This window comes from Mesorhizobium sp. CAU 1732 (assembly GCF_039888675.1).
In the GTDB taxonomy this organism is placed as follows: Bacteria; Pseudomonadota; Alphaproteobacteria; order Rhizobiales; family Rhizobiaceae; genus Aerobium.
This window is the reverse complement of the sequence record NZ_JBDQQR010000002.1, coordinates 655,265-673,668: the sequence shown is the minus strand read 5'-3', so window position 1 is coordinate 673,668 and position 18,404 is coordinate 655,265. Positions and strand designations below refer to the sequence as shown.

At 64.1% G+C, this 18,404-nt stretch carries 17 protein-coding genes; 9 read left to right on the top strand and 8 right to left on the bottom strand.

Annotated elements, in window-relative coordinates:
* Positions 1–29: 29 nt before the first annotated feature.
* A complete protein-coding gene (locus AAFN55_RS20915; RefSeq protein ID WP_347800904.1) occupies positions 30–1,463 on the bottom strand; it encodes an RsmB/NOP family class I SAM-dependent RNA methyltransferase in 1,434 nt (477 codons plus the stop codon).
* Entirely contained in the window at positions 1,412–2,482 is a 1,071-nt protein-coding gene (htpX, locus tag AAFN55_RS20910; RefSeq protein WP_347800903.1) for a zinc metalloprotease HtpX, read from the bottom strand. Before htpX ends, AAFN55_RS20915 begins: the two co-directional genes overlap by 52 nt.
* Positions 2,483–2,588: 106 nt before the next feature.
* On the opposite strand from htpX, the gene AAFN55_RS20905 reads away from it, so the two are divergent.
* The 3 genes from AAFN55_RS20905 (at position 2,589) to AAFN55_RS20895 (ending at position 4,952) form a co-directional block, all read left to right on the top strand.
* Complete coding sequence (locus AAFN55_RS20905; protein WP_347800902.1) at positions 2,589–2,810, top strand: DUF1674 domain-containing protein; 222 nt, start codon at positions 2,589–2,591, stop codon at positions 2,808–2,810.
* A 108-nt stretch (positions 2,811–2,918) separates the two neighbouring features.
* Positions 2,919–3,338, top strand: coding sequence for a thermonuclease family protein (locus AAFN55_RS20900; RefSeq protein ID WP_347800901.1), 420 nt, complete (start codon positions 2,919–2,921; stop codon positions 3,336–3,338).
* Positions 3,339–3,563: 225 nt separating this feature from the next.
* Positions 3,564–4,952: a TadE/TadG family type IV pilus assembly protein gene (locus tag AAFN55_RS20895; RefSeq protein WP_347800900.1), complete on the top strand. Its 1,389-nt coding sequence runs from the start codon at positions 3,564–3,566 to the stop codon at positions 4,950–4,952.
* A gap of 267 nt (positions 4,953–5,219) precedes the next feature.
* Here the strand turns inward: AAFN55_RS20895 and acs are convergent, their stop codons facing one another.
* The gene (gene acs / locus AAFN55_RS20890) at positions 5,220–7,175 is read right to left on the bottom strand and encodes an acetate--CoA ligase (RefSeq protein WP_347800899.1); all 1,956 of its coding nucleotides are present in this window, start codon (positions 7,173–7,175) and stop codon (positions 5,220–5,222) included.
* A gap of 299 nt (positions 7,176–7,474) precedes the next feature.
* Here acs and AAFN55_RS20885 point away from each other — a divergent pair, with 299 nt between their 5' ends.
* On the top strand, positions 7,475–7,747 hold the full coding sequence (locus AAFN55_RS20885; protein WP_347800898.1) for an aspartate-semialdehyde dehydrogenase: 273 nt from the start codon (positions 7,475–7,477) through the stop codon (positions 7,745–7,747).
* A 9-nt stretch (positions 7,748–7,756) separates the two neighbouring features.
* On the opposite strand, the gene AAFN55_RS20880 is transcribed toward AAFN55_RS20885, so the two are convergent.
* On the bottom strand, positions 7,757–8,158 hold the full coding sequence (locus AAFN55_RS20880; protein ID WP_347800897.1) for a type II toxin-antitoxin system VapC family toxin: 402 nt from the start codon (positions 8,156–8,158) through the stop codon (positions 7,757–7,759).
* Positions 8,158–8,340 carry a prevent-host-death protein gene (locus tag AAFN55_RS20875; RefSeq protein WP_347800896.1) on the bottom strand — a complete coding sequence of 61 codons (183 nt, stop codon included), beginning with the start codon at positions 8,338–8,340 and terminating at the stop codon, positions 8,158–8,160. Before AAFN55_RS20875 ends, AAFN55_RS20880 begins: the two co-directional genes overlap by 1 nt.
* A 109-nt stretch (positions 8,341–8,449) precedes the next feature.
* Here AAFN55_RS20875 and AAFN55_RS20870 point away from each other — a divergent pair, with 109 nt between their 5' ends.
* Positions 8,450–9,550: a DUF2235 domain-containing protein gene (locus AAFN55_RS20870; protein ID WP_347800895.1), complete on the top strand. Its 1,101-nt coding sequence runs from the start codon at positions 8,450–8,452 to the stop codon at positions 9,548–9,550.
* A 3-nt stretch (positions 9,551–9,553) separates the two neighbouring features.
* Here AAFN55_RS20870 and AAFN55_RS20865 read toward each other — a convergent pair whose 3' ends face one another.
* Positions 9,554–10,216 carry a YggS family pyridoxal phosphate-dependent enzyme gene (locus AAFN55_RS20865; protein ID WP_347800894.1) on the bottom strand — a complete coding sequence of 221 codons (663 nt, stop codon included), beginning with the start codon at positions 10,214–10,216 and terminating at the stop codon, positions 9,554–9,556.
* Positions 10,217–10,322: 106 nt separating this feature from the next.
* Between AAFN55_RS20865 and leuS the strand changes: the two genes are divergently transcribed.
* From leuS to AAFN55_RS20850, 3 genes are all read left to right on the top strand, one after another.
* A complete protein-coding gene (gene leuS, locus AAFN55_RS20860; protein ID WP_347800893.1) occupies positions 10,323–12,962 on the top strand; it encodes a leucine--tRNA ligase in 2,640 nt (879 codons plus the stop codon).
* Positions 12,949–13,605, top strand: coding sequence for an LPS assembly lipoprotein LptE (gene lptE / locus AAFN55_RS20855; RefSeq protein WP_347800892.1), 657 nt, complete (start codon positions 12,949–12,951; stop codon positions 13,603–13,605). The genes leuS and lptE overlap by 14 nt, the downstream gene beginning before the upstream one ends.
* A gap of 125 nt (positions 13,606–13,730) precedes the next feature.
* Complete coding sequence (locus tag AAFN55_RS20850) at positions 13,731–14,624, top strand: 1-acyl-sn-glycerol-3-phosphate acyltransferase (RefSeq protein WP_347800891.1); 894 nt, start codon at positions 13,731–13,733, stop codon at positions 14,622–14,624.
* Between the two features lie 3 nt (positions 14,625–14,627).
* Here the strand turns inward: AAFN55_RS20850 and blaOXA are convergent, their stop codons facing one another.
* Both blaOXA and fsa read right to left on the bottom strand, forming a co-directional pair.
* On the bottom strand, positions 14,628–15,428 hold the full coding sequence (gene blaOXA / locus AAFN55_RS20845; RefSeq protein ID WP_347800890.1) for a class D beta-lactamase: 801 nt from the start codon (positions 15,426–15,428) through the stop codon (positions 14,628–14,630).
* Positions 15,429–15,450: 22 nt separating this feature from the next.
* Positions 15,451–16,107: a fructose-6-phosphate aldolase gene (gene fsa / locus AAFN55_RS20840; protein ID WP_347800889.1), complete on the bottom strand. Its 657-nt coding sequence runs from the start codon at positions 16,105–16,107 to the stop codon at positions 15,451–15,453.
* A 111-nt stretch (positions 16,108–16,218) separates the two neighbouring features.
* Between fsa and AAFN55_RS20835 the strand changes: the two genes are divergently transcribed.
* A complete protein-coding gene (locus tag AAFN55_RS20835; RefSeq protein ID WP_347800888.1) occupies positions 16,219–18,399 on the top strand; it encodes a primosomal protein N' in 2,181 nt (726 codons plus the stop codon).
* The last annotated feature ends 5 nt before the right edge of the window (positions 18,400–18,404 follow it).

Genomic DNA, 18,404 nt, shown 5'->3' with positions numbered 1-18,404 from the left:
AATTAATTTTTAGGCATATGACGCCGATTTCAGCGTCGGCGCAGCCTCGCGGCGAAGAATCCGTCCAGCCCCGACAGCGCGGGCGAACCCATGTCGAGACCCGCCGGTGTCGTGCGTACCGTTCCCTCATCTGTCAGGAACGGATCGACCAGCGGGAACTCCCCCGGTTTGATCGGGTCCGCCGCCAGCCCCGTCGTCTCCGACAGAAAGTCGCGGTAAAGGCCTTCGCCCTCCAGCGGATCGAGCGAGCAGTTCGAGAAGATCAGGACGCCTCCGGGCTTCACCAGTGTCGCCGCGCGCATCAGCATGCGCGCCTGCACGTCTGCGAGCTTGGCGACATCCTCCGGGCCTTTCGTCCATGGGACATCGGGATGGCGGCGCACGGTGCCGGTGGAGGAGCACGGTGCGTCGAGAAGCACCGCGTCGAAGAGTTCCGAGGGCTCGTAGGCCATCAGGTCGGCGACGACGATCTCGGCGTCGAGCTTCAATCGTTCGAGATTGCCGGCAAGGCGCTTGGCGCGATTGGCCGAGAGTTCGAGCGCGGTCACGCGGGCGCCGGCATGCGCGAGTTGCGCCGTCTTGCCGCCTGGCGCGGCGCACAGATCCGCGACGCGCAGGCCCTTGATGTCGCCGAAGAGCTGCGCGGGGATCGATGCCGCCGCGTCCTGCACCCACCATTCGCCGTCCTCGAAACCGGGAAAGGCGACGACAGGGCCTTCGAGCTTGGCCAGCCTGACGCCGCCGGTCGGCAGAACGACGCCGCCAAGCTTTTCCGCCCAGCCAGCCGGATCAGATTTGACGGTCAGATCGACCGGCGCCTCGACGCGATGGGCGGCCAGGATCGCGTTTGCGTGGTCGTCTCCGTAGGCGGCCTTCAGGCGCTCCGCGAACCAGTCCGGCGCTTCGGTGGTGGCGCCAAGCGCTGCTGGCAAAGCGCGATCCTTGCGCCGCGCGATCTCGCGCAACACGCCGTTGACGAGCGCTGCAAAGCGGGCCGTTCGCGGGTCGGACTTCGCCTGGGTGACGGCGAGGTCGACGGCCGCGCTGTCCGGCACGTCAAGGAACAGCATCTGAGCCGCCGCGACATGCAACACATGCGACAGCGTGTGGGCATTTCCCGGCAAGGGGCGCTCCAGGCGCGCCGCGATCAGCGCCTCGATGGTGCGCCGGAAGCGCAGCGCGGTCGTCAGGATCGCGCGGACGAGGGCGCGGTCGCGCATTTCGAGCACGCGGAACTGCGGGTGTCCGTTGTCATGGTCGGTCAGGCCGTCGAGCGACGTCTTCGCTTCGACCACGGCTGCGAGAAGCCTCGTCGCGGCCCGCCGGGCAGCAAGGCCCGGCATGTCCGCAAATTCGTCGAATCGTGGCGCGCTGTTTCGCTTCCCGCCGCCTGCGCGACGGCGGTCGGCCGTCACGACCAGCCGCCCTTGCGGCTTTTCGGCCCTGTCGGGCTGCGGCCCCACGGGTTCGATTCCGGCTCGGCCGGGGGTGCTTCAGACTCCGGCGACGGCTGCGCCTTGGCCTGGCCCCATGGACCGCCTTGTTCCTGTTCGTCCTGTTGCGGGCTTGGCGTGGAAGCCTGCGGCGCGGCGCGCGGTTCCGGGCGTGGCGCGGACCGGGGCGCGCTGCCACCGCCGCTGAACTCCTGCTCCATCGCCTGCAGCGCCGCGATGCGGTTGTCGGTGTTGGGGTGCGTCGAGAAGAGATTGTCCATGCGCTCGCCCGAGAGCGGATTGATGATGAACATATGCGCGGTCGCGGGATTGCGCTCGGCGTCGGGATTGTGGATCGCCTTTGCGCTGCGCGCGATCTTGTCGAGCGCGGATGCCAGCCAGATCGGATTGCCGCAAATCTCCGCGCCGCGCCGATCGGCCGAATATTCGCGGGTGCGGCTGATCGCCATCTGAACCATCATCGCGGCAAGCGGCGCGACGATGATCGCCAGAAGCACGCCGATGATGCCGAGCGGGTTGTTGTTGTTGCGGTTGCCGCCGAAGAACATGGCGAAATTGCCCAGCATGGAGATCGCGCCGGCAAGCGTCGCGGTGATGGTCATGGTCAGCGTGTCGCGGTTCTGAACGTGCGCCAGCTCGTGCGCCATCACGCCGGCCACTTCCTCCTGGGTGAGGCGCTGGAGAAGACCGGTCGTCGCGGCGACAGCGGCATTTTGCGGGTTGCGGCCGGTCGCGAAGGCGTTGGGTTGGGGATTGTCGATCAGGTAGACCTTGGGCATGGGAAGCTGGGCGCGTGCGGCCAGCTCGCGGACGATGCCGTAATATTCCGGCGCATTGCGCTCATCGACCTCGACGGCGTGATGCATGCGCAGCACCATCTTGTCGGCGTTCCAGTAACTGAACAGGTTCATGCCCGCGGCGATCACGAAGGCGATCATCATGCCGCCGGAGCCGCCGATCATATAGCCGATGCCCATGAAGAGCGCCGTCATGAGGGCAAGAAGCATCGCAGTGCGGATGAGGTTCATCCAGGTCTCCGGTTCGAAAAAAGGCGCGGGGCTCGAATGCACCGCCATGTTGGAATATATGATGGGAAACGCGATGTAAAAATTCAATGTTTCCGGAAGTCCGCCCATGAACACCAAGCCAACCGCCGAGGCCACCGAAATCGTGCGCGACACGTCATCCAAAACCGTGTCGCCCGCCGCGCGACGGGCGCTGGACGAGGCGGAGGCTCGTCGTCGGGAGGCGCTGCAACGCGAAGCGGAACTGCCCACGGAGCTTGGTGGACGTGGCGGAAAGGATCCCGTGCGCTACGGCGATTGGGAGGTCAAGGGGATGGCCTGCGACTTCTGAGGAAGTTTCCGCGACGGCATCGCTGCACAGCCGCTATTGCACATCCCCGCTTGCAAACGAACGCGATATAGGAATATATACCTTGCCATGAGGCAAGGCATTCTTCTCGTGGCGACCGCTGTTTTCGTGATGCTGGTTTTCGGACCGGCGCATGGACGCGACGGCATGACCGGACCGGTCGAGGCCCATGTGGTCCGGGTTCTCGACGGCGACACGTTCGAAGCCGATGCGCGTGTCTGGCCCGGCCATTCCGTGCGGGTGAAAATACGCATCCGTGGCATCGACGCGCCGGAGACAAGGAGCCGATGCGAGGCCGAGAAGGCGGCGGGATTGCATGCGCGGCAGGTGCTCCAGCGCCTGATCGGCGACGAACCCGTCTCGATCTCCAATATCGGCGGCGACAAATATTACGGTCGGGTGCTGGCGGATGTATCGACCGCGAGCGGCACGGCGGTCGCGCCGGCGCTGCTCGATCTCGCCGTCGTGCGCCCTTATGGCGGCGGAAAGCGCGAAAGCCGTTGCGGATAGCGCAAGCTGTGCCGGACAGGGACACGCCGGCGTCTGCTTAGCGGCGGACGCGATGGGCGCCAGATGATGTTAACTCGGCATCAACCATGGCAACCGCCGCGATCAAGCCATTTCAATAGCTTAAGCCTGCGTGCCCGCGCCATGAGCCGGGCACTGCTTCATCCGGCCCGTCTTCTGCACCTGTCTTCGTGAACGGGGTTCAGGTGTTTCGAAGGGAGACAGGCGATGCGGGCAGGCACGACGATCATGAAAGCGGCACAGGCGTTCCGGCGCGACCGGCGCGGCAATTTCGGCATGATGATGGCGATCGTCACGCCGCTTCTGGCGCTGTCGGCCGGATACGGGCTGAACATTGCGCAGATGACGATCGTGCGTTCGAACCTTCTGGCCGCGCTCGATTCCGCCGTCACCTCGACCGCGCGCGACCTTACCACGGGCGTGATCGCCGAGAAGGATGCGAGGGGGATGGTGGAAGCGTTCCTGCTCGCCAATGGCGGCCGTGCGTTTGCCGATGCCGACCGCATCACGCTCGACAGCCTCGTGATCGACAAGGCACGCGGAACGGTCAGCGCCGAGGCGAGCATCATCCTCGACGTCGCCTTCCCGCTGTTCGGGGCCGCGAACCGGCAGACGATCACGGCGCAGTCGGCTTCGCTCTATTCGGACAAGAAGATCGAGATCGCGATGATGCTGGATGTGACCGACTCCATGGGCGGCCAGAAGATCAAGGATTTGAAAGTTGCCGCGAAGAACGCCGTGGATGCGCTAACCAAGGGGCAGAACCAGACCAATCCGCGGGTAAGAATTGCACTCGTGCCTTACTCGGACGGCGTCAATGTCGGTGCGCTTGCCAAGGACGTGGTCTTCGTTGAGCGAAAGGGCGGGTCCGACCTGCCGCCACCCATGGATGCCAAGAAAGCGGAAATCGACGCGAACACCGGCAAGCAGGACAACAATTGCGCGACCGAACGCAAGGACGTGAATCTGAAGGCCGACTTCAGTGACGATGCGCCAGACGCGGTGCGCGAGCGCAAGGACGGCCAGCGTTACCTTGCAAAGGTAAACCGCGACGACAGGTTGAACAGTTGCGCCAAGGCTGTTCTCAAGCCGCTAAGCCCCGATGCGACGGCCTTGAAAAAGCAGATCGACGACTTTTCCGTTGCTGGATACACCGCAGGCGCCATCGGTGTTCAGTGGACCTACTACATGCTTTCGCAGAAATGGCGGCCCGCGATCCAGAAGGCGGGCTTGGGAGACGGCCCTGCCGACGCGGATCCGAAGGAAGTCGCGAAAATTGCGATCCTCATGACCGATGGCGCGTTCAACACGGCGCATGCGGATGTTGCGGGAGACGAGAAAGCCGTGCGCAGGCAGGACAGCAAGTCGCGCTCTTATGCCGAATCTCTCTGCGATCGGATGAAGGCAGACGGAATCGAGGTCTTCACGATCGGTTTCAAGCTTGACAGCAACAATGCCCGGAACGTCATGAAGAACTGTGCCTCGGCCGACACCGGCTCGTTGAAGCACTACTACGAGACATCCAGCGGCGAAGAGTTGAACGACGCCTTCATGACCATTGCCCGCAACGTCGAACGCCTTGCTCTGACACAATAATCCAGCAAGCCGACGGTTCGCAAAAACAAAGGGCCGCTCCGAAGAGCGGCCCCCGTGTTTCCGTTCGTGGCGCGACCCGTGGCGGTAGGTAACTACCAGCCGCGCCTCACGCGCCTGTCAGGAAGACTGCTTCCCGAAAGGACGATCCGCCGGGACCACGCTACGGAACATGGAATCACTCGACATTGGATCACCTCCTTTCAGTTCGTTGAACACGACCCCAATGTGGGTCGGTTTCCGTCGCAGTGCAACCCCCTGCGCATGGGCTTACTTCTTCTTGTTCTGGCGGTTCTCGACCAGATCGTCGACGACCGCCGGATCCGCAAGTGTAGAGGTGTCGCCCAGGGCGCCGAAATCGTCCTCGGCGATCTTGCGCAGGATGCGGCGCATGATCTTACCGGAGCGGGTTTTGGGCAGGCCGGGCGAGAACTGAATCAGGTCAGGCGAGGCGATCGGGCCGATCTCCTTGCGGACATGGGCCACGAGTTCCTTCTTCAGGGCGTCCGAGCCCTGCTCACCGGCCATCAGGGTCACATAGCAGTAGATGCCCTGGCCCTTGATGTCATGCGGATAGCCGACGACGGCTGCCTCCGAGACCTTGTCGTGGCTGACCAGCGCCGACTCGACTTCCGCCGTGCCCATGCGGTGGCCCGACACGTTCAGCACGTCGTCCACGCGGCCCGTGATCCAGTAATAGCCGTCCTTGTCCCGCCGGCAGCCGTCGCCGGTGAAGTACTTGCCCTTGTAGGTCGCGAAGTAGGTCTGGATGAACCGCTCGTGATCGCCATAGACCGTGCGCATCTGGCCCGGCCAGGAATCGGCGATGCAGAGATTGCCGTCGGCGGCCCCTTCGAGAACCTTGCCTTCGCCGTCGACGAGTTGCGGCTGGACGCCGAAGAACGGACGCGTCGCCGAGCCGGCCTTCAGGTCGGTCGCGCCCGGCAGCGGCGTGATAAGGATGCCGCCGGTCTCGGTCTGCCACCATGTATCGACGATCGGAATCTTCTTGTTGCCGACGACCTTGTAATACCACTCCCAGGCTTCCGGGTTGATCGGTTCGCCGACCGAGCCCAGAATACGCAGGCTCTTGCGCGAGGTCTTCTTCACATGCGCGTCGCCAGCGCCCATCAGGGCGCGGAGGGCGGTGGGGGCGGTGTAGAAGATGTTGACCTTGTGCTTGTCGATGACCTCCCAGAAGCGCGAGGCGGACGGGTAGTTCGGCACGCCCTCGAACATCAGGGTCGTCGCGCCGTTGGCGAGCGGGCCGTAGACGATATAGCTGTGGCCCGTCACCCAGCCGACATCGGCGGTGCACCAGTAGATGTCTCCGTCGTGATAGTCGAAGACGTATTGGTGCGTCATCGAGACATAGACGAGATAGCCGCCGGTGGTGTGCAGCACGCCCTTCGGCTTGCCGGTCGAGCCCGACGTGTAGAGGATGAAGAGGGGGTCTTCGGCCTTCATCTTCTCCGGCTTGCAGTCGGGCTTAACGGAGGCCATTTCGTCGTGATACCAGAGGTCGCGGCCATCGGCCCAGCCGATCTTGCCGCCGGTGCGGCGCACGATCAGAACATTCTCGACCTTCACGTGATGGCGCGCGGCGATATCGATCGCCTTGTCGGTGTTCTCCTTCAGCGGGATCGGCTTACCGCCGCGCAAACCCTCGTCGGCCGTGATGACGAAAGTGGATTCGCAATCGACGATGCGGCCCGCCAGAGCGTCGGGCGAGAAGCCGCCGAAGACCACGGAATGGATCGCGCCGATGCGGGCGCAGGCGAGCATCGCATAGGTCGCCTCGGGGATCATTGGCATGTAGATGGTGACGCGGTCGCCCTTCTTCACACCGTGCTTCTTCATCACGTTGGCGAGGCGGCAGACGTGCTCGTAGAGCTCGTTATAGGTGATCTTCTTGTCGTCATACGGGTTGTCGCCTTCCCAGATGATCGCGACCTGGTTTCCGCGCTTCTTGAGATGGCGGTCGATACAGTTCACCGAGACGTTGGTCTGGCCGTCCTCGAACCATTTGATCGACACTTTGCCGTCGAACGACGTGTTCTTGACCTTGGTGTAGGGCTTCATCCAGTCGATGCGCTTGCCGTGCTTGCCCCAGAATTTATCGGGGTTGGAAATGCTGTCGCGATACCATTTCTGATAGGTGTCGTTGTCGATCAGCGCGTCCTTCTTCCATGCAGGCTGGACACGATGAAGCTTTACCTCGGACATGCACTCTTCCTTCCCGGATCGTTCTGCCGGCCTGTCGCCAGCCGGTGCGCGGACTGTCGCCGCCCTGTATCGCGCGCATTATTACCAATTCGCGCCGGGCCACAACATTAGACGATGGGCACGGATGACATCTCATCCCGATGACACGCCATGTTATGTCAGCACTCGCATCTCGCGGCTGCCAAGTCGTTGGAATCGTGCGGTAAATCAATCGTGAGCGCTGAAAATCCCGTGGACGAAGCGTCAGACTCGCTGCACACTTCCTTGCGTGGAGGAGTCAAACGTAGCGGGAGCGACCGATGCGGGAACACGGTGAACTGGAACTGATGCTGAAGGGCTACGGCCTGACGACTGCGCAGATTCTCTATCGCATGCCGGATCATCCAAGCCTGCTGCAAACCTTCATCTGGCAGCACTACGATCTCGCGCCAAAGTTTCCGGCGCTCTACACATTCATCGACTTCTGGCAGGAAAAAATCGAGGGCGCTCTGCATTCGGTGAGCTACACGCACAAGCGCCTGATCGCGCCCAATGAATGGCGAAACGTGTCCGGCGAACTGGTGCTGCACTGAGAGGCAGGATCAGATCGTCCACGGGTTGATGAGGGTGAGGCCGGCGTCGGAGAAGTGGCTGACGTTGCGCGTGACGAGCACGAATCCATGAATCGCCGCCGTGGCAGCGATAAGGCCGTCGGCGTCGCCTCGCGTGCGGATCGACGACAGCTTGCCCCATTCGATGGCTATGTCTTCCGAGACGTGGAGGACGCGGTCGGCAAATGCGGTTCGCGTTCGCTCGAGCCATCTTTCCAGCGCCTCCGCGGATAATGGGTCGCGGCGCGCCTTCATGGCGACACCGCGCGCAATTTCGCCAAGCGTGAGGACGCTGATGTACAATTGCTCCGACGTCTTTCCGGAGATCCAATCGACCACTGGCTGACGGCGCTTCTGGAGATCCGAGACGATACTCGTATCGAGAACGAACATCAGAACTCGATCGGCGGGCGACTTGGACCTTTCGACCGCCGATTGACCTCCTCATGCATCTCGTCGTCCCATTCGGGTCCTGACAGGAGATGCTCGATAAAGTTGGGCTTGCCTGCCGTGAGTTCACCGTACTCCTTGGCAGAGAGAACCACGACGGCGGGTTTCCCTCGGCGTGTGAGCATCTGCGGGCGGCGCTACGCCGGCGCATATGGCTCATAGGCGGCATCGCCGGCCAATTGACGCGCGTCGTGATGCCGAGGATGATGGCCCTGTCCAGTTCGCGAGGCACGCATGCCCAACCCCGAACCCTGGTGCCTGATCTTTTCGGATGGAACCGGCCAGCGCGGGGTTCGCGAGGATGCGAACGTCAAGAACACGAACGTGTTCCAGATGTATGTCGCGGTGGAGGACAAGCCCGGTTTCGAGGCGTTCTACGACCCCGGTCTCGGCGCGCCGGAGGACGGCTCCAACGACTGGACGCGCTCGTTTCGCAATCTTTGGAGCAAGGCGACCGGCTGGGGCATCACCGCCAACATCGTGGATTGCTACGAGGCGCTCCTGGTGCGGTGGAAGCCGGGCATGCGGATCGGCCTGTTCGGGTTCAGCCGCGGGGCCTACACGGTGCGCTGCCTCGGCGGAGTTCTCTCGACATGCGGCGTGGCGACGACGGCGGGCGGCGCGCCGATCCCGCGCGACGCGGAAGGCCCCAATGCCGAACGACGGCGGAAAATCGTCGAGGAGGCGGTCGCCGCCTACAAGATCAAGGAACAGGTGCAGCGGCAGGCCGCCGGCCGCGACTTCGCGCAGCGTTATGGCGCGGCACCGATGACGCCGGACGTCGTCGGCGTGTTCGACACGGTCAAGGCGCTTGGCCTGCCGGGGATCATGGATATGGCCAATCCATGGAAGCACGCGTTTCACGACACGGAACTGTCGAACCGGGTGCCGGTCGGCCTGCACGCGCTGTCGATCGACGAGAATCGCAAGACCTTTGCGCCGGTGCTCTGGGACGATCCCGATGCCGATGCGATCGCGGCGGGTCAGGTCATCGAGCAATGCTGGTTTCCGGGCGCACACTCGGATATCGGCGGCGGCTATGAGGACGGTCGGCTCGCGGACCTCACGCTCGCCTGGATGATCGAGCGGCTGCAAGAGCTGGCGACGCTTCATATCCCGCTTCAGGTGACGCTCGCCGACAACATTCTCGGAAACGCGCATGACGAGCGCACCGGCATGGGTACGCTCTGGCTTCCGGGCGAGCGGACGATCCGAGGCATGTCACACGATGTCGATGCGCTGTGCGGTGATGTGGAGATGCGGTTCGACAAGCATCAGCCATCCTACCGGCCACGAACGCTTTCGAGGCATCCACGGCTGACCCGCTATTACTGAGCGTCAGCGGCTGCCGAAGATCGCGGAGCCGACGCGGACGCTGGTTGCGCCAAAGGCGATCGCCGTTTCGTAGTCGCCCGACATGCCCATGGAGAGTTTTTCGACGCCGGCTTCGCGGGCAAGCTTTTCGAGCAATGCGAAGTGTGGGCCGGGGTTCTCGTCAAAGGGGGGGATCGCCATCAGGCCCTCGATCGCGAGGCCGTGAACGTCGCGGCAGCGTTGCACGAATGCGACCGCCTCGCGTGGATCGATGCCGGCCTTCTGGTCTTCCAAGCCGGTGTTGACCTGCACGTAGAGCTTTGGGGCCTTGCCCTGTGCCGCGATCTCCTTCGCGAGCGCGGCTGCGATCTTCTCGCGATCGACCGTTTCGATCACGTCGAAAAGGGCGACCGCCTCCTTGGCCTTGTTGGACTGGAGCGGGCCGATCAGATGCAATTCGAGGTCTGGAAACGCCTCGCGCAGCGCGGGCCATTTGCCTTGCGCTTCCTGCACGCGGTTTTCGCCGAAGACGCGTTGCCCGGCCTCGATCACCGGGCGAATTTCGTGCGCCTCGAAGGTCTTCGACACCGCGACCAGCGTCACCGCGCCCGCCGCGCGGTTCGCCTCACGCTCGGCCTGTGCGATGTTTGTCTTGACGGCGGAGAGGCGCGTAACTGCGTCGATCATCGTTTCTCCGAGATTGGCCTATTCAACAGTTGGTTGATCTTTCACCCTATCCGTGGTGAAGACCCGGTTTGAAAATTCGAGCACCTTATCCGGCGAATTCCTGATCATGGCAACCGAACGCTACAATCCGCGCGCATCCGAACCCAAATGGCAGAAGGCCTGGGACGAGGCGCAGCTTTTCGCCACCAAGAACGACGCACCGGGCGATAAATATTACGTGCTCGAGATGTTCCCGTATCCATCGGGTCGCATCCATATGGGCCACGTCCGCAACTACACGATGGGCGACGTGGTCGCGCGCTACAAGCGTGCCAAGGGGTTCAACGTCCTGCATCCGATGGGCTGGGACGCGTTCGGCCTGCCGGCCGAGAACGCGGCGCGCGACAACAAGGTCAACCCGCGCGACTGGACCTACGCAAATATCGCGACGATGAAGGGCCAGTTGAAGACGATGGGCCTGTCGCTCGACTGGGCGCGCGAATTCGCGACCTGTGACCCGTCCTATTATCGCCACCAGCAGAAGATGTTCCTCGACTTCTGGAAGTCGGGCCTCGTCGAGCGCAAGACCGCCAAGGTGAACTGGGACCCGGTCGACATGACCGTGCTCGCCAATGAGCAGGTGATCGACGGACGCGGCTGGCGTTCCGGCGCTCCGGTCGAGATGCGCGACCTGACGCAGTGGTTCTTCAAGATCACGACGATGGCGCAGGACCTGCTCGACGGCCTCGATACGCTCGATCGCTGGCCCGAAAAGGTCAAGCTGATGCAGTCGAACTGGATCGGCCGTTCCGAGGGCCTGCAGATCCGCTGGAAGCTCGATCCGGCGACCGCGCCTGACGGTGAAACCGAACTCGAAGTCTACACGACCCGGCCCGACACGATCTTCGGCGCGTCCTTCATGGCGATCGCGGCCGACCATCCGCTGGCGCGGAAGGCTGCGCAGAACAACCCCGAACTGGCTGCCTTCATCGAGGAGGTGCGTCGTACGGGGACGTCGGCGGCTGCGCTGGAAACTGCCGAGAAGAAGGGCTTCGACACCGGCATTCGTGTCGTCCATCCATTCGACGAGAACTGGACGCTGCCGGTCCATGTCGCGAACTTCGTGCTGATGGATTACGGCACGGGCGCGATCTTCGGCTGCCCATCGGGCGACCAGCGCGACCTCGACTTCGCCAACAAATACGGCCTGCCGGTCGTGCCCGTGGTGATGCCGGAAGGCGCCGATGCCGCGACATTCCAGATCACCGAAGAGGCCTATACCGACGACGGCGTGATGATCAACTCGCGCTTCCTCGATGGCATGAAGCCGACGCAGGCGTTCGACGAAGTCGCGATGCGGCTTTCGGGCGAGACGCTCGGCAATCGTCCTCAGGGCGAGCGCAAGGTGCAGTTCCGCCTGCGCGACTGGCTGATCTCGCGGCAGCGCTACTGGGGCTGCCCGATCCCCGTCATCCACTGCGACGATTGCGGCGCGGTGCCGGTTCCGGCCGAGCAACTGCCTGTGCTGCTGCCCGACGAGGTCTCGTTTGAGAAGCCCGGCAACCCGCTCGATCATCATCCGACGTGGAAGCATGTCGATTGCCCGCAATGCGGCAAGGCTGCGCGGCGCGATACCGACACGATGGATACGTTCGTCGATTCGTCCTGGTACTTCGCCCGCTTCACCGATCCGTGGAACGAGACGCAGCCGACCGACCTGGCGCATGTGGACGGGCCGAACGGATGGCTGCCGGTCAACCAGTATATTGGCGGAATCGAGCACGCGATCCTGCATCTCCTTTATTCGCGCTTCTTCGCGCGGGCGATGAAGGCGACCGGGCATCTCAACACGGTCGAGGAGCCTTTCGAAGGCTTGTTCACACAGGGCATGGTCGTCCACGAGACCTATCGTCTCGGCTCCGGCGCGAACGGCGCGTGGGTGACGCCCGCCGAAATCCGGATCGAGGAGAGTGACGGCAAGCGCCGCGCCACGCTTCTGTCGTCCGGGGAAGACGTCGAGATCGGCTCGATCGAGAAGATGTCGAAGTCGAAGAAGAACGTGGTCGACCCCGACGACATCATCGCCAGCTACGGCGCGGACACCGCGCGCTGGTTCATGCTGTCGGATTCGCCGCCCGAGCGCGACGTGATCTGGACCGAGGCAGGTGTCGAAGGCGCGCACCGTTTCGTCCAGCGTGTCTGGCGCCTGATCGGCGAGGCCGGTCCCGCGCTGACGGGCGTCGCACCCGCTGCCTCTGGCGACGGAGAGGCTGCCGCCATCTCGCGCATCGCGCACAAGACGATCAAGGCGGTCGGCGAAGACATCGAGCGCCTGGGCTTCAACAAAGCCGTGGCGCGCCTTTATGAACTGGTCAACGCGCTGTCGCCGCAGGTGGCGAATGCCGGGTCGGCGGATGCCGCATCCAGAGCCGCCATGCGCGAGGCGGTCGAAGCGCTGATCAAGATGATCGCGCCGATGATGCCGCATCTGGCCGAAGAGTGCTGGCAGGTCATCGGCGGCGCGGGGATGGTTGCGAATCAGCCGTGGCCCGGCTTCGACGCGGCGCTTGTCGTGGATGATGAGATCGTGCTGCCGGTGCAGATCAACGGGAAGAAGCGTGGCGATTTGACAATCGCGCGAAACGCAGATCAATCTTCCGTACAGGCTGCCGCGCTGGCGCTGGACTTCGTCCAGAAGGCGCTCGAGGGGCAATCGCCGCGCAAGGTGATCATCGTTCCGCAGAGGATCGTCAATGTCGTCATCTGATCGTGCCCGCGTCCGAAGCGCAGGATATTTCGGTCGCGCCGTCGTGATCGGCGTGCTCGCAGCCCTGGTCACAGCGGCCGGCTGCACCGTGCGCCCGATGTATGGCGACATGAGCCCCGGCTCGTCGCAGAGCGCCACGTCTGCCGCGCTGGCCTCCGTCGAGATCAAGCCCGCGACGACACGCGTCGGGCAGGAACTGCGCAACCAGCTCATCTTCCTTCTGGCAGGCGGTGCCGGCCAACCGTCGCGTCCGGCCTACACGCTGACGCTGGCAACGACTGCGATCGCGTCGAGCGCGACGGCAGTCAGCACGAGCCGCGTCAATCTCGAGCCGACCTCGGGTGTCATGACGGTTCGGACGAACTATCGTCTCATCGAGACCGCGACGGGAAAGGAAATCTCGCGCGGCGTGCGTTCGATGCAGGCGCCCTACGACATTCCGAGCCAGGAATTTGCCGCACTTCGCGCCGTGCGCGACGCGGAAAACAGGGCCGCACGCGAACTTGCGGAACTGATGCGGCTCGTCGTGGCGCAGGAACTCGAGAAGCCTACCTCGCGTTCGGTGCCGGCAATCGTCTCCAGCCCCGAAGAGATCGAAGACAGCGCACGTGCCGAAGGAACCGTCGGCGCGCGGTCGCGGTAACCGCTTCATGCCTCGTTTCGCGCGGAACCTTTCCGATCGTTCCGCGTTGAATGTTTCGGTCGAGTGCGGGCTGTCACAGGGACGTCACCGTTGTGGCCCAGACAGGCGTGACGGAGGGGTTGCGAATGAACTTGAGAATGATGCCCGCTTCTCTCACATCAGCCCTTGTGCGTGACAGCGTGCCAGGCGGTTCCGGGCATGTCATCGACCAGTTGATCGCCGAGCGTGCGACGCGCCTGTCGCGTCATCCCCTATGGCCGGTGATTCGTCCGGTCCTCTACCGTTTCTTTCACTACCGGCAGGCCGTACGGATGGCCGACGACGTGGCTTTGCTGTCCGGCCATGACGCGATGGAATATCTCAGCCGCCTGCTCGATCTGAACGTCAGCATTACGGGCGCTTCCAACCTGCCTGCGACCGGCGGGTTCATTCTCGCGCCCAGCCATCCGACCGGCATCGCCGACGGCATTGCGGTGTTCGACTTTTTGAAGTCGCGGCGCCCGGACATGGCGATCTTCGCCAACCGGGACGCGTTGCGGGTCGCCGCAGGCTTCCGCGACCTCATCATTCCCGTCGAATGGCGACAGGGCGAGAAGACCCATTCCAAGAGCCGCGACACGCTCGAAATGACGGCGCGCGCCTTCTCCGAAGGCAAGGCGGTTGTGCTGTTTCCCTCCGGGCGCATCGCGTTCTGGAACGAAGGAAAACTGACCGAGCGGCCGTGGCAGAATTCGGTGGTGGCGCTGGCGCGGCGCTATCAGATGCCGATCATCCCGGCCAACATCACGGCCCGCAATTCCGGCCTGTTCTATCTCATGTCGCGCTATTCGACCGAGCTGCGTGACATGACCGTGTTCCACGAGCTTCTGAACAAGAAGGGCGACGACTTCCGCATCACGGTGGGACGAGCGATCATGCCAGACCTGCTGGATGGCGAGGCAGCCGACGTGGCTACCCTGCTGCAGCAGCACACCGTGGAAGGCCTTGCAGCCAACCCGGATACCGAGTTCCGCCGCTAGGACTTAGTCGACCAGCGACGGAAATTCCTTCAGGAACGCGTTGCGTGCGCGGATGCCTCGGGGACCTTGGGTTCGCGTTTCATCCTGGTCGAGCCGCGCGAAGACGACCGTGCGTTCGCCTTTGGTCGCCCATCCGACGAACCAGCCCCATCCCCGCGCCCTATCGAACGACCCGTCGGCCTGCCTCGGATAGGCGGACCCCGTCTTGCCGTGGACGCTCCATCCACCGCCAACCAGGCTCGTTTCGACGATACGGTGGGTCATCGTGATCGCGTGGTCGCTGACGGGAAGATCGCGGTTGTAGAGCCGGCGCAGGAACGCGATCTGCTCGACCGGCGAGATTTTCAGGGATGAGCTGACCCAGGCGCGCTCGAGCGCGTTGTCCTTGCCGGGATCGCCTGCGAAGTCCGCATTGCCGTAGTTGAAAGCGGATGCGTAGCTTTCGAGTCGCGAAACGCCGAGCGAGCGGGTTATTTCCTGCGAATACCAGAGGACGGAGTTCTTCATCCAGGCCGACGGGTCGGTATCCCGCTTCCAGGCTTCGATCCAATCGGGATAACCCTCGCGAAACGGCAGGCTCGGCGAGCGTTCGTCGGCGAGAAAACCCGCGTCGAAACCCATCACCGCAAGCGGGATCTTGAAGGTGGAAGCCGGCGTCACGCGGCTTTCGCAATCGCCCTGTTGCAGGAGAACCTGCCCGCTTCCCGCATCGGCGATGACGGTGCAGAGCGTCTTCGCCTGCGCGGGGTTAGCGCAGGCAAATGCGATGGCGGCGAGCGCCATCGACACGAGATAGCGGAACATCGTCAGGCTGCCGGTTGCCGAATCAGCCGATCTTCTGGCCTGTCTTCGCCCAGTCGGCGAGGAACTGCTCCAGTCCCTTGTCGGTGAGCGGATGCTTGACCAGCGCGCGCAGCGTGGCCGGCGGGGCCGTCACGACATGCGCGCCGATCAGCGCAGCCTGCTTGATGTGGTTCACGGTGCGCACCGAGGCCGTCAGGATTTCGGTGTCGAAATCGTAATTGTCGTAGATCTGCTTGATCTCGGCGATCAGGTCCATTCCGTCCGCGCCCGTGTCGTCGATGCGTCCGACGAACGGCGAGATGAACGATGCGCCCGCCTTGGCGGCGAGAAGCGCCTGATTGGCCGAGAAGCAGAGCGTCACGTTGACCTGGCGGTTCATCTCGGTGCGGATGGTCTTGCAGGCCTTCAGTCCGTCGAGCGTCAGCGGCACCTTGATGCAGACATTGTCGGCGATCTTCGCCAGCACCTTGGCCTCGCGCATCATTTCGGCGTATTCGGTCGCCACGACCTCAGCGGAAACCGGGCCATCGACGATGTCGCATATCTGCTTGGTCACTTCGGCGATCGATCCGCCCGACTTGAGAATCAGCGATGGGTTGGTGGTGACGCCGTCGAGCAGGCCGAGATCGTTCAGCTCGCGGATTTCCTTCACATCGGCGGTATCGACGAAAAACTTCATGGCTCTGCTCCTCGATGGTTCCTGGCAGGTGGGCGCGTTTCGTGGCCGCTTGGGACGACCCTCTCGCTTCGGCCTTTGCTCTAATGCAAGAAGCGGGCAAGGTCACGTCCGATGAATCAAGATTCGCGCAACAGGCGCGTCGTCCCCGTGCTGGTGCCCATGCCGGCCGAACGACCGTACTCCTATTCCGTACCCGACGAAATGAGCGTCGTTGCGGGCTCGATCGTGCGCGTCCCGCTGGGACCGCGCGAGGTTGCCGGGGTCGTCTGGGACGTGCCGACCGACCAGATCGACCCGAAGAAGCTGCGGCCGATCTCGCAGGTCTTCGACTGCCCGCCGATCGATGCCGATGCGCGGCGATTCGTCGATTGGGTGTCGGCCTATACGCTGACGCCGCCCGGCCTGGTTGCGCGCATGCTCCTGCGCGCGCCGGCGGCGTTCGACCCCGAAGTGCCGCTGGACGGGCTGGTCTGGAGCGGGACCGAGCCGGATCGGATGACCGAGGCGCGGGCGCGCGTTCTGGAGCTTGCCCGTGACGGCATGGCGTGGACGCGCTCCGGGCTCTCGCATGCGGCGGGCACGTCGCTCACCGTCATCGACGGGCTGAAAGCGCAAGGGCTGTTCGACGCGGTGAAGATCCCGCCGCCGCCTGTGGTCGCCCTGCCGGATCCATCCTATGCCGCGCCGACGCTCTCGCCGGATCAGGAGGCCGCCGCCGCCGAACTGCGCGAGAAGGCGACAGGCGGGTTCTCCGTATCCCTGCTCGATGGCGTAACGGGATCGGGCAAGACCGAGGTCTATTTCGAGGCGATCGCGGCTGCCGTGGCGGCGGGGCGACAGGTTCTTGTGCTGGTGCCGGAAATCGCGCTCACGGCCGCGTTTCTCGAACGCTTCCATGACCGATTCGGAGCCAAGCCGGCGGAGTGGCACTCGGACCTCGCGCCGCGCACGCGGGAGCGTGTCTGGCGGCAGATCGCCGAGGGCCGCGTCCAGGTTGTCGCCGGTGCGCGATCCGCTCTCTTCCTGCCGTTCAAGGATTTGGGGCTGATCGTCGTCGATGAGGAGCACGACCCTGCCTACAAGCAGGAAGACCGCGTCTTCTACAATGCGCGCGACATGGCCGTCGTGCGCGCGCATATCGGCAGCTTCCCGGTCGTTCTGGCGTCGGCCACGCCGTCGATCGAATCGCGCGTCAACGCCGCGCAGGGCCGCTACGCCCGCGTGGTGCTGCCGGCGCGCTTTGCCGAGGCGGCGATGCCGGACCTGCGGGCGATCGACATGCGTCGCTCCGCGCCTGCGCGGGGCGGTTTCCTGTCTCCGGTGCTGATCGAGCAGATGGGCCGCACGGTCGAGCGCGGCGAACAGGCGCTGCTGTTTCTCAACCGGCGCGGCTATGCGCCGCTGACCTTGTGCCGGGTCTGCGGCCACCGGTTCCAATGCCCGGACTGTTCGAGTTGGCTGGTCGAGCACCGGTTTCGCGGCCAGCTCATCTGCCACCAATGCGGCCACACGGAAAAGCGCCCCGAGGCGTGCCCGGAATGCGGGACGCTTGATCATCTGGTCGCCTGCGGCCCCGGCGTCGAGCGCATCGCGGAGGAGGTGGTCAGCCATTTTCCCGACGCGCGCACGATCGTTCTCTCGTCCGACATGCTGGGCGGCGTGAAGCGGCTGCGGCTCGAACTCGACGCGATCGCGAAGGGCGAGGCCGATATCGTCATCGGCACGCAACTGGTCGCCAAGGGGCACAATTTTCCGAACATGACGCTGGTGGGTGTCGTCGATGCCGATCTTGGGCTCGCAAACGGCGATCCGCGCGCCGCCGAGCGCACGTTCCAGCTTCTCAGCCAGGTGACGGGGCGCGCCGGCCGCACCGGCAAGAAGAGCGTCGGGCTGCTCCAGACCTACCAACCGGCACACCCGGTCATGCAGGCGATCGTCTCGGGCGACGCGGAGGCGTTTTACGAGCGCGAGATCGCCGAGCGCGAGCGGGCCGGACTGCCGCCCTATGGCAGGCTGGCGGGCATCATCGTGAGTGCCGCGACCCGCGCCGAAGCGGAAGGCCATGCGCGGGGGCTGCGCCGTGCGGCGCCCCGAACCAAGGAGATCGACGTTTTGGGGCCTGCCGAAGCGCCGCTGTCGATGATTGCGGGGCGGCACCGTTTTCGTCTGCTCGTGCATGGCGAGCGGCGTGCGGAACTGCAGGGTTTTCTGCGCGCGATGCTGGTCGAAGGTCCGAAGCCGCGCGGCTCCGTGCGCGTGCAGGTCGATATCGATCCGCAGAGTTTTCTGTGACGCAG

Bases quoted from the DNA above. Each gene is read 5' to 3' on its own strand.
- htpX (WP_347800903.1), bottom strand. From the start codon at position 2,482: ATGAACCTCATCCGCACTGCGATGCTTCTTGCCCTCATGACGGCGCTC.
- AAFN55_RS20905 (WP_347800902.1), top strand. From the start codon at position 2,589: ATGAACACCAAGCCAACCGCCGAGGCCACCGAAATCGTGCGCGACACG.
- AAFN55_RS20895 (WP_347800900.1), top strand. From the start codon at position 3,564: ATGCGGGCAGGCACGACGATCATGAAAGCGGCACAGGCGTTCCGGCGC.
- acs (WP_347800899.1), bottom strand. From the start codon at position 7,175: ATGTCCGAGGTAAAGCTTCATCGTGTCCAGCCTGCATGGAAGAAGGAC.
- AAFN55_RS20885 (WP_347800898.1), top strand. From the start codon at position 7,475: ATGCGGGAACACGGTGAACTGGAACTGATGCTGAAGGGCTACGGCCTG.
- AAFN55_RS20880 (WP_347800897.1), bottom strand. From the start codon at position 8,158: ATGTTCGTTCTCGATACGAGTATCGTCTCGGATCTCCAGAAGCGCCGT.
- AAFN55_RS20875 (WP_347800896.1), bottom strand. From the start codon at position 8,340: ATGCTCACACGCCGAGGGAAACCCGCCGTCGTGGTTCTCTCTGCCAAG.
- AAFN55_RS20870 (WP_347800895.1), top strand. From the start codon at position 8,450: ATGCCCAACCCCGAACCCTGGTGCCTGATCTTTTCGGATGGAACCGGC.
- AAFN55_RS20865 (WP_347800894.1), bottom strand. From the start codon at position 10,216: ATGATCGACGCAGTTACGCGCCTCTCCGCCGTCAAGACAAACATCGCA.
- leuS (WP_347800893.1), top strand. From the start codon at position 10,323: ATGGCAACCGAACGCTACAATCCGCGCGCATCCGAACCCAAATGGCAG.
- lptE (WP_347800892.1), top strand. From the start codon at position 12,949: ATGTCGTCATCTGATCGTGCCCGCGTCCGAAGCGCAGGATATTTCGGT.
- AAFN55_RS20850 (WP_347800891.1), top strand. From the start codon at position 13,731: ATGAACTTGAGAATGATGCCCGCTTCTCTCACATCAGCCCTTGTGCGT.
- blaOXA (WP_347800890.1), bottom strand. From the start codon at position 15,428: ATGTTCCGCTATCTCGTGTCGATGGCGCTCGCCGCCATCGCATTTGCC.
- fsa (WP_347800889.1), bottom strand. From the start codon at position 16,107: ATGAAGTTTTTCGTCGATACCGCCGATGTGAAGGAAATCCGCGAGCTG.
- AAFN55_RS20835 (WP_347800888.1), top strand. From the start codon at position 16,219: ATGAATCAAGATTCGCGCAACAGGCGCGTCGTCCCCGTGCTGGTGCCC.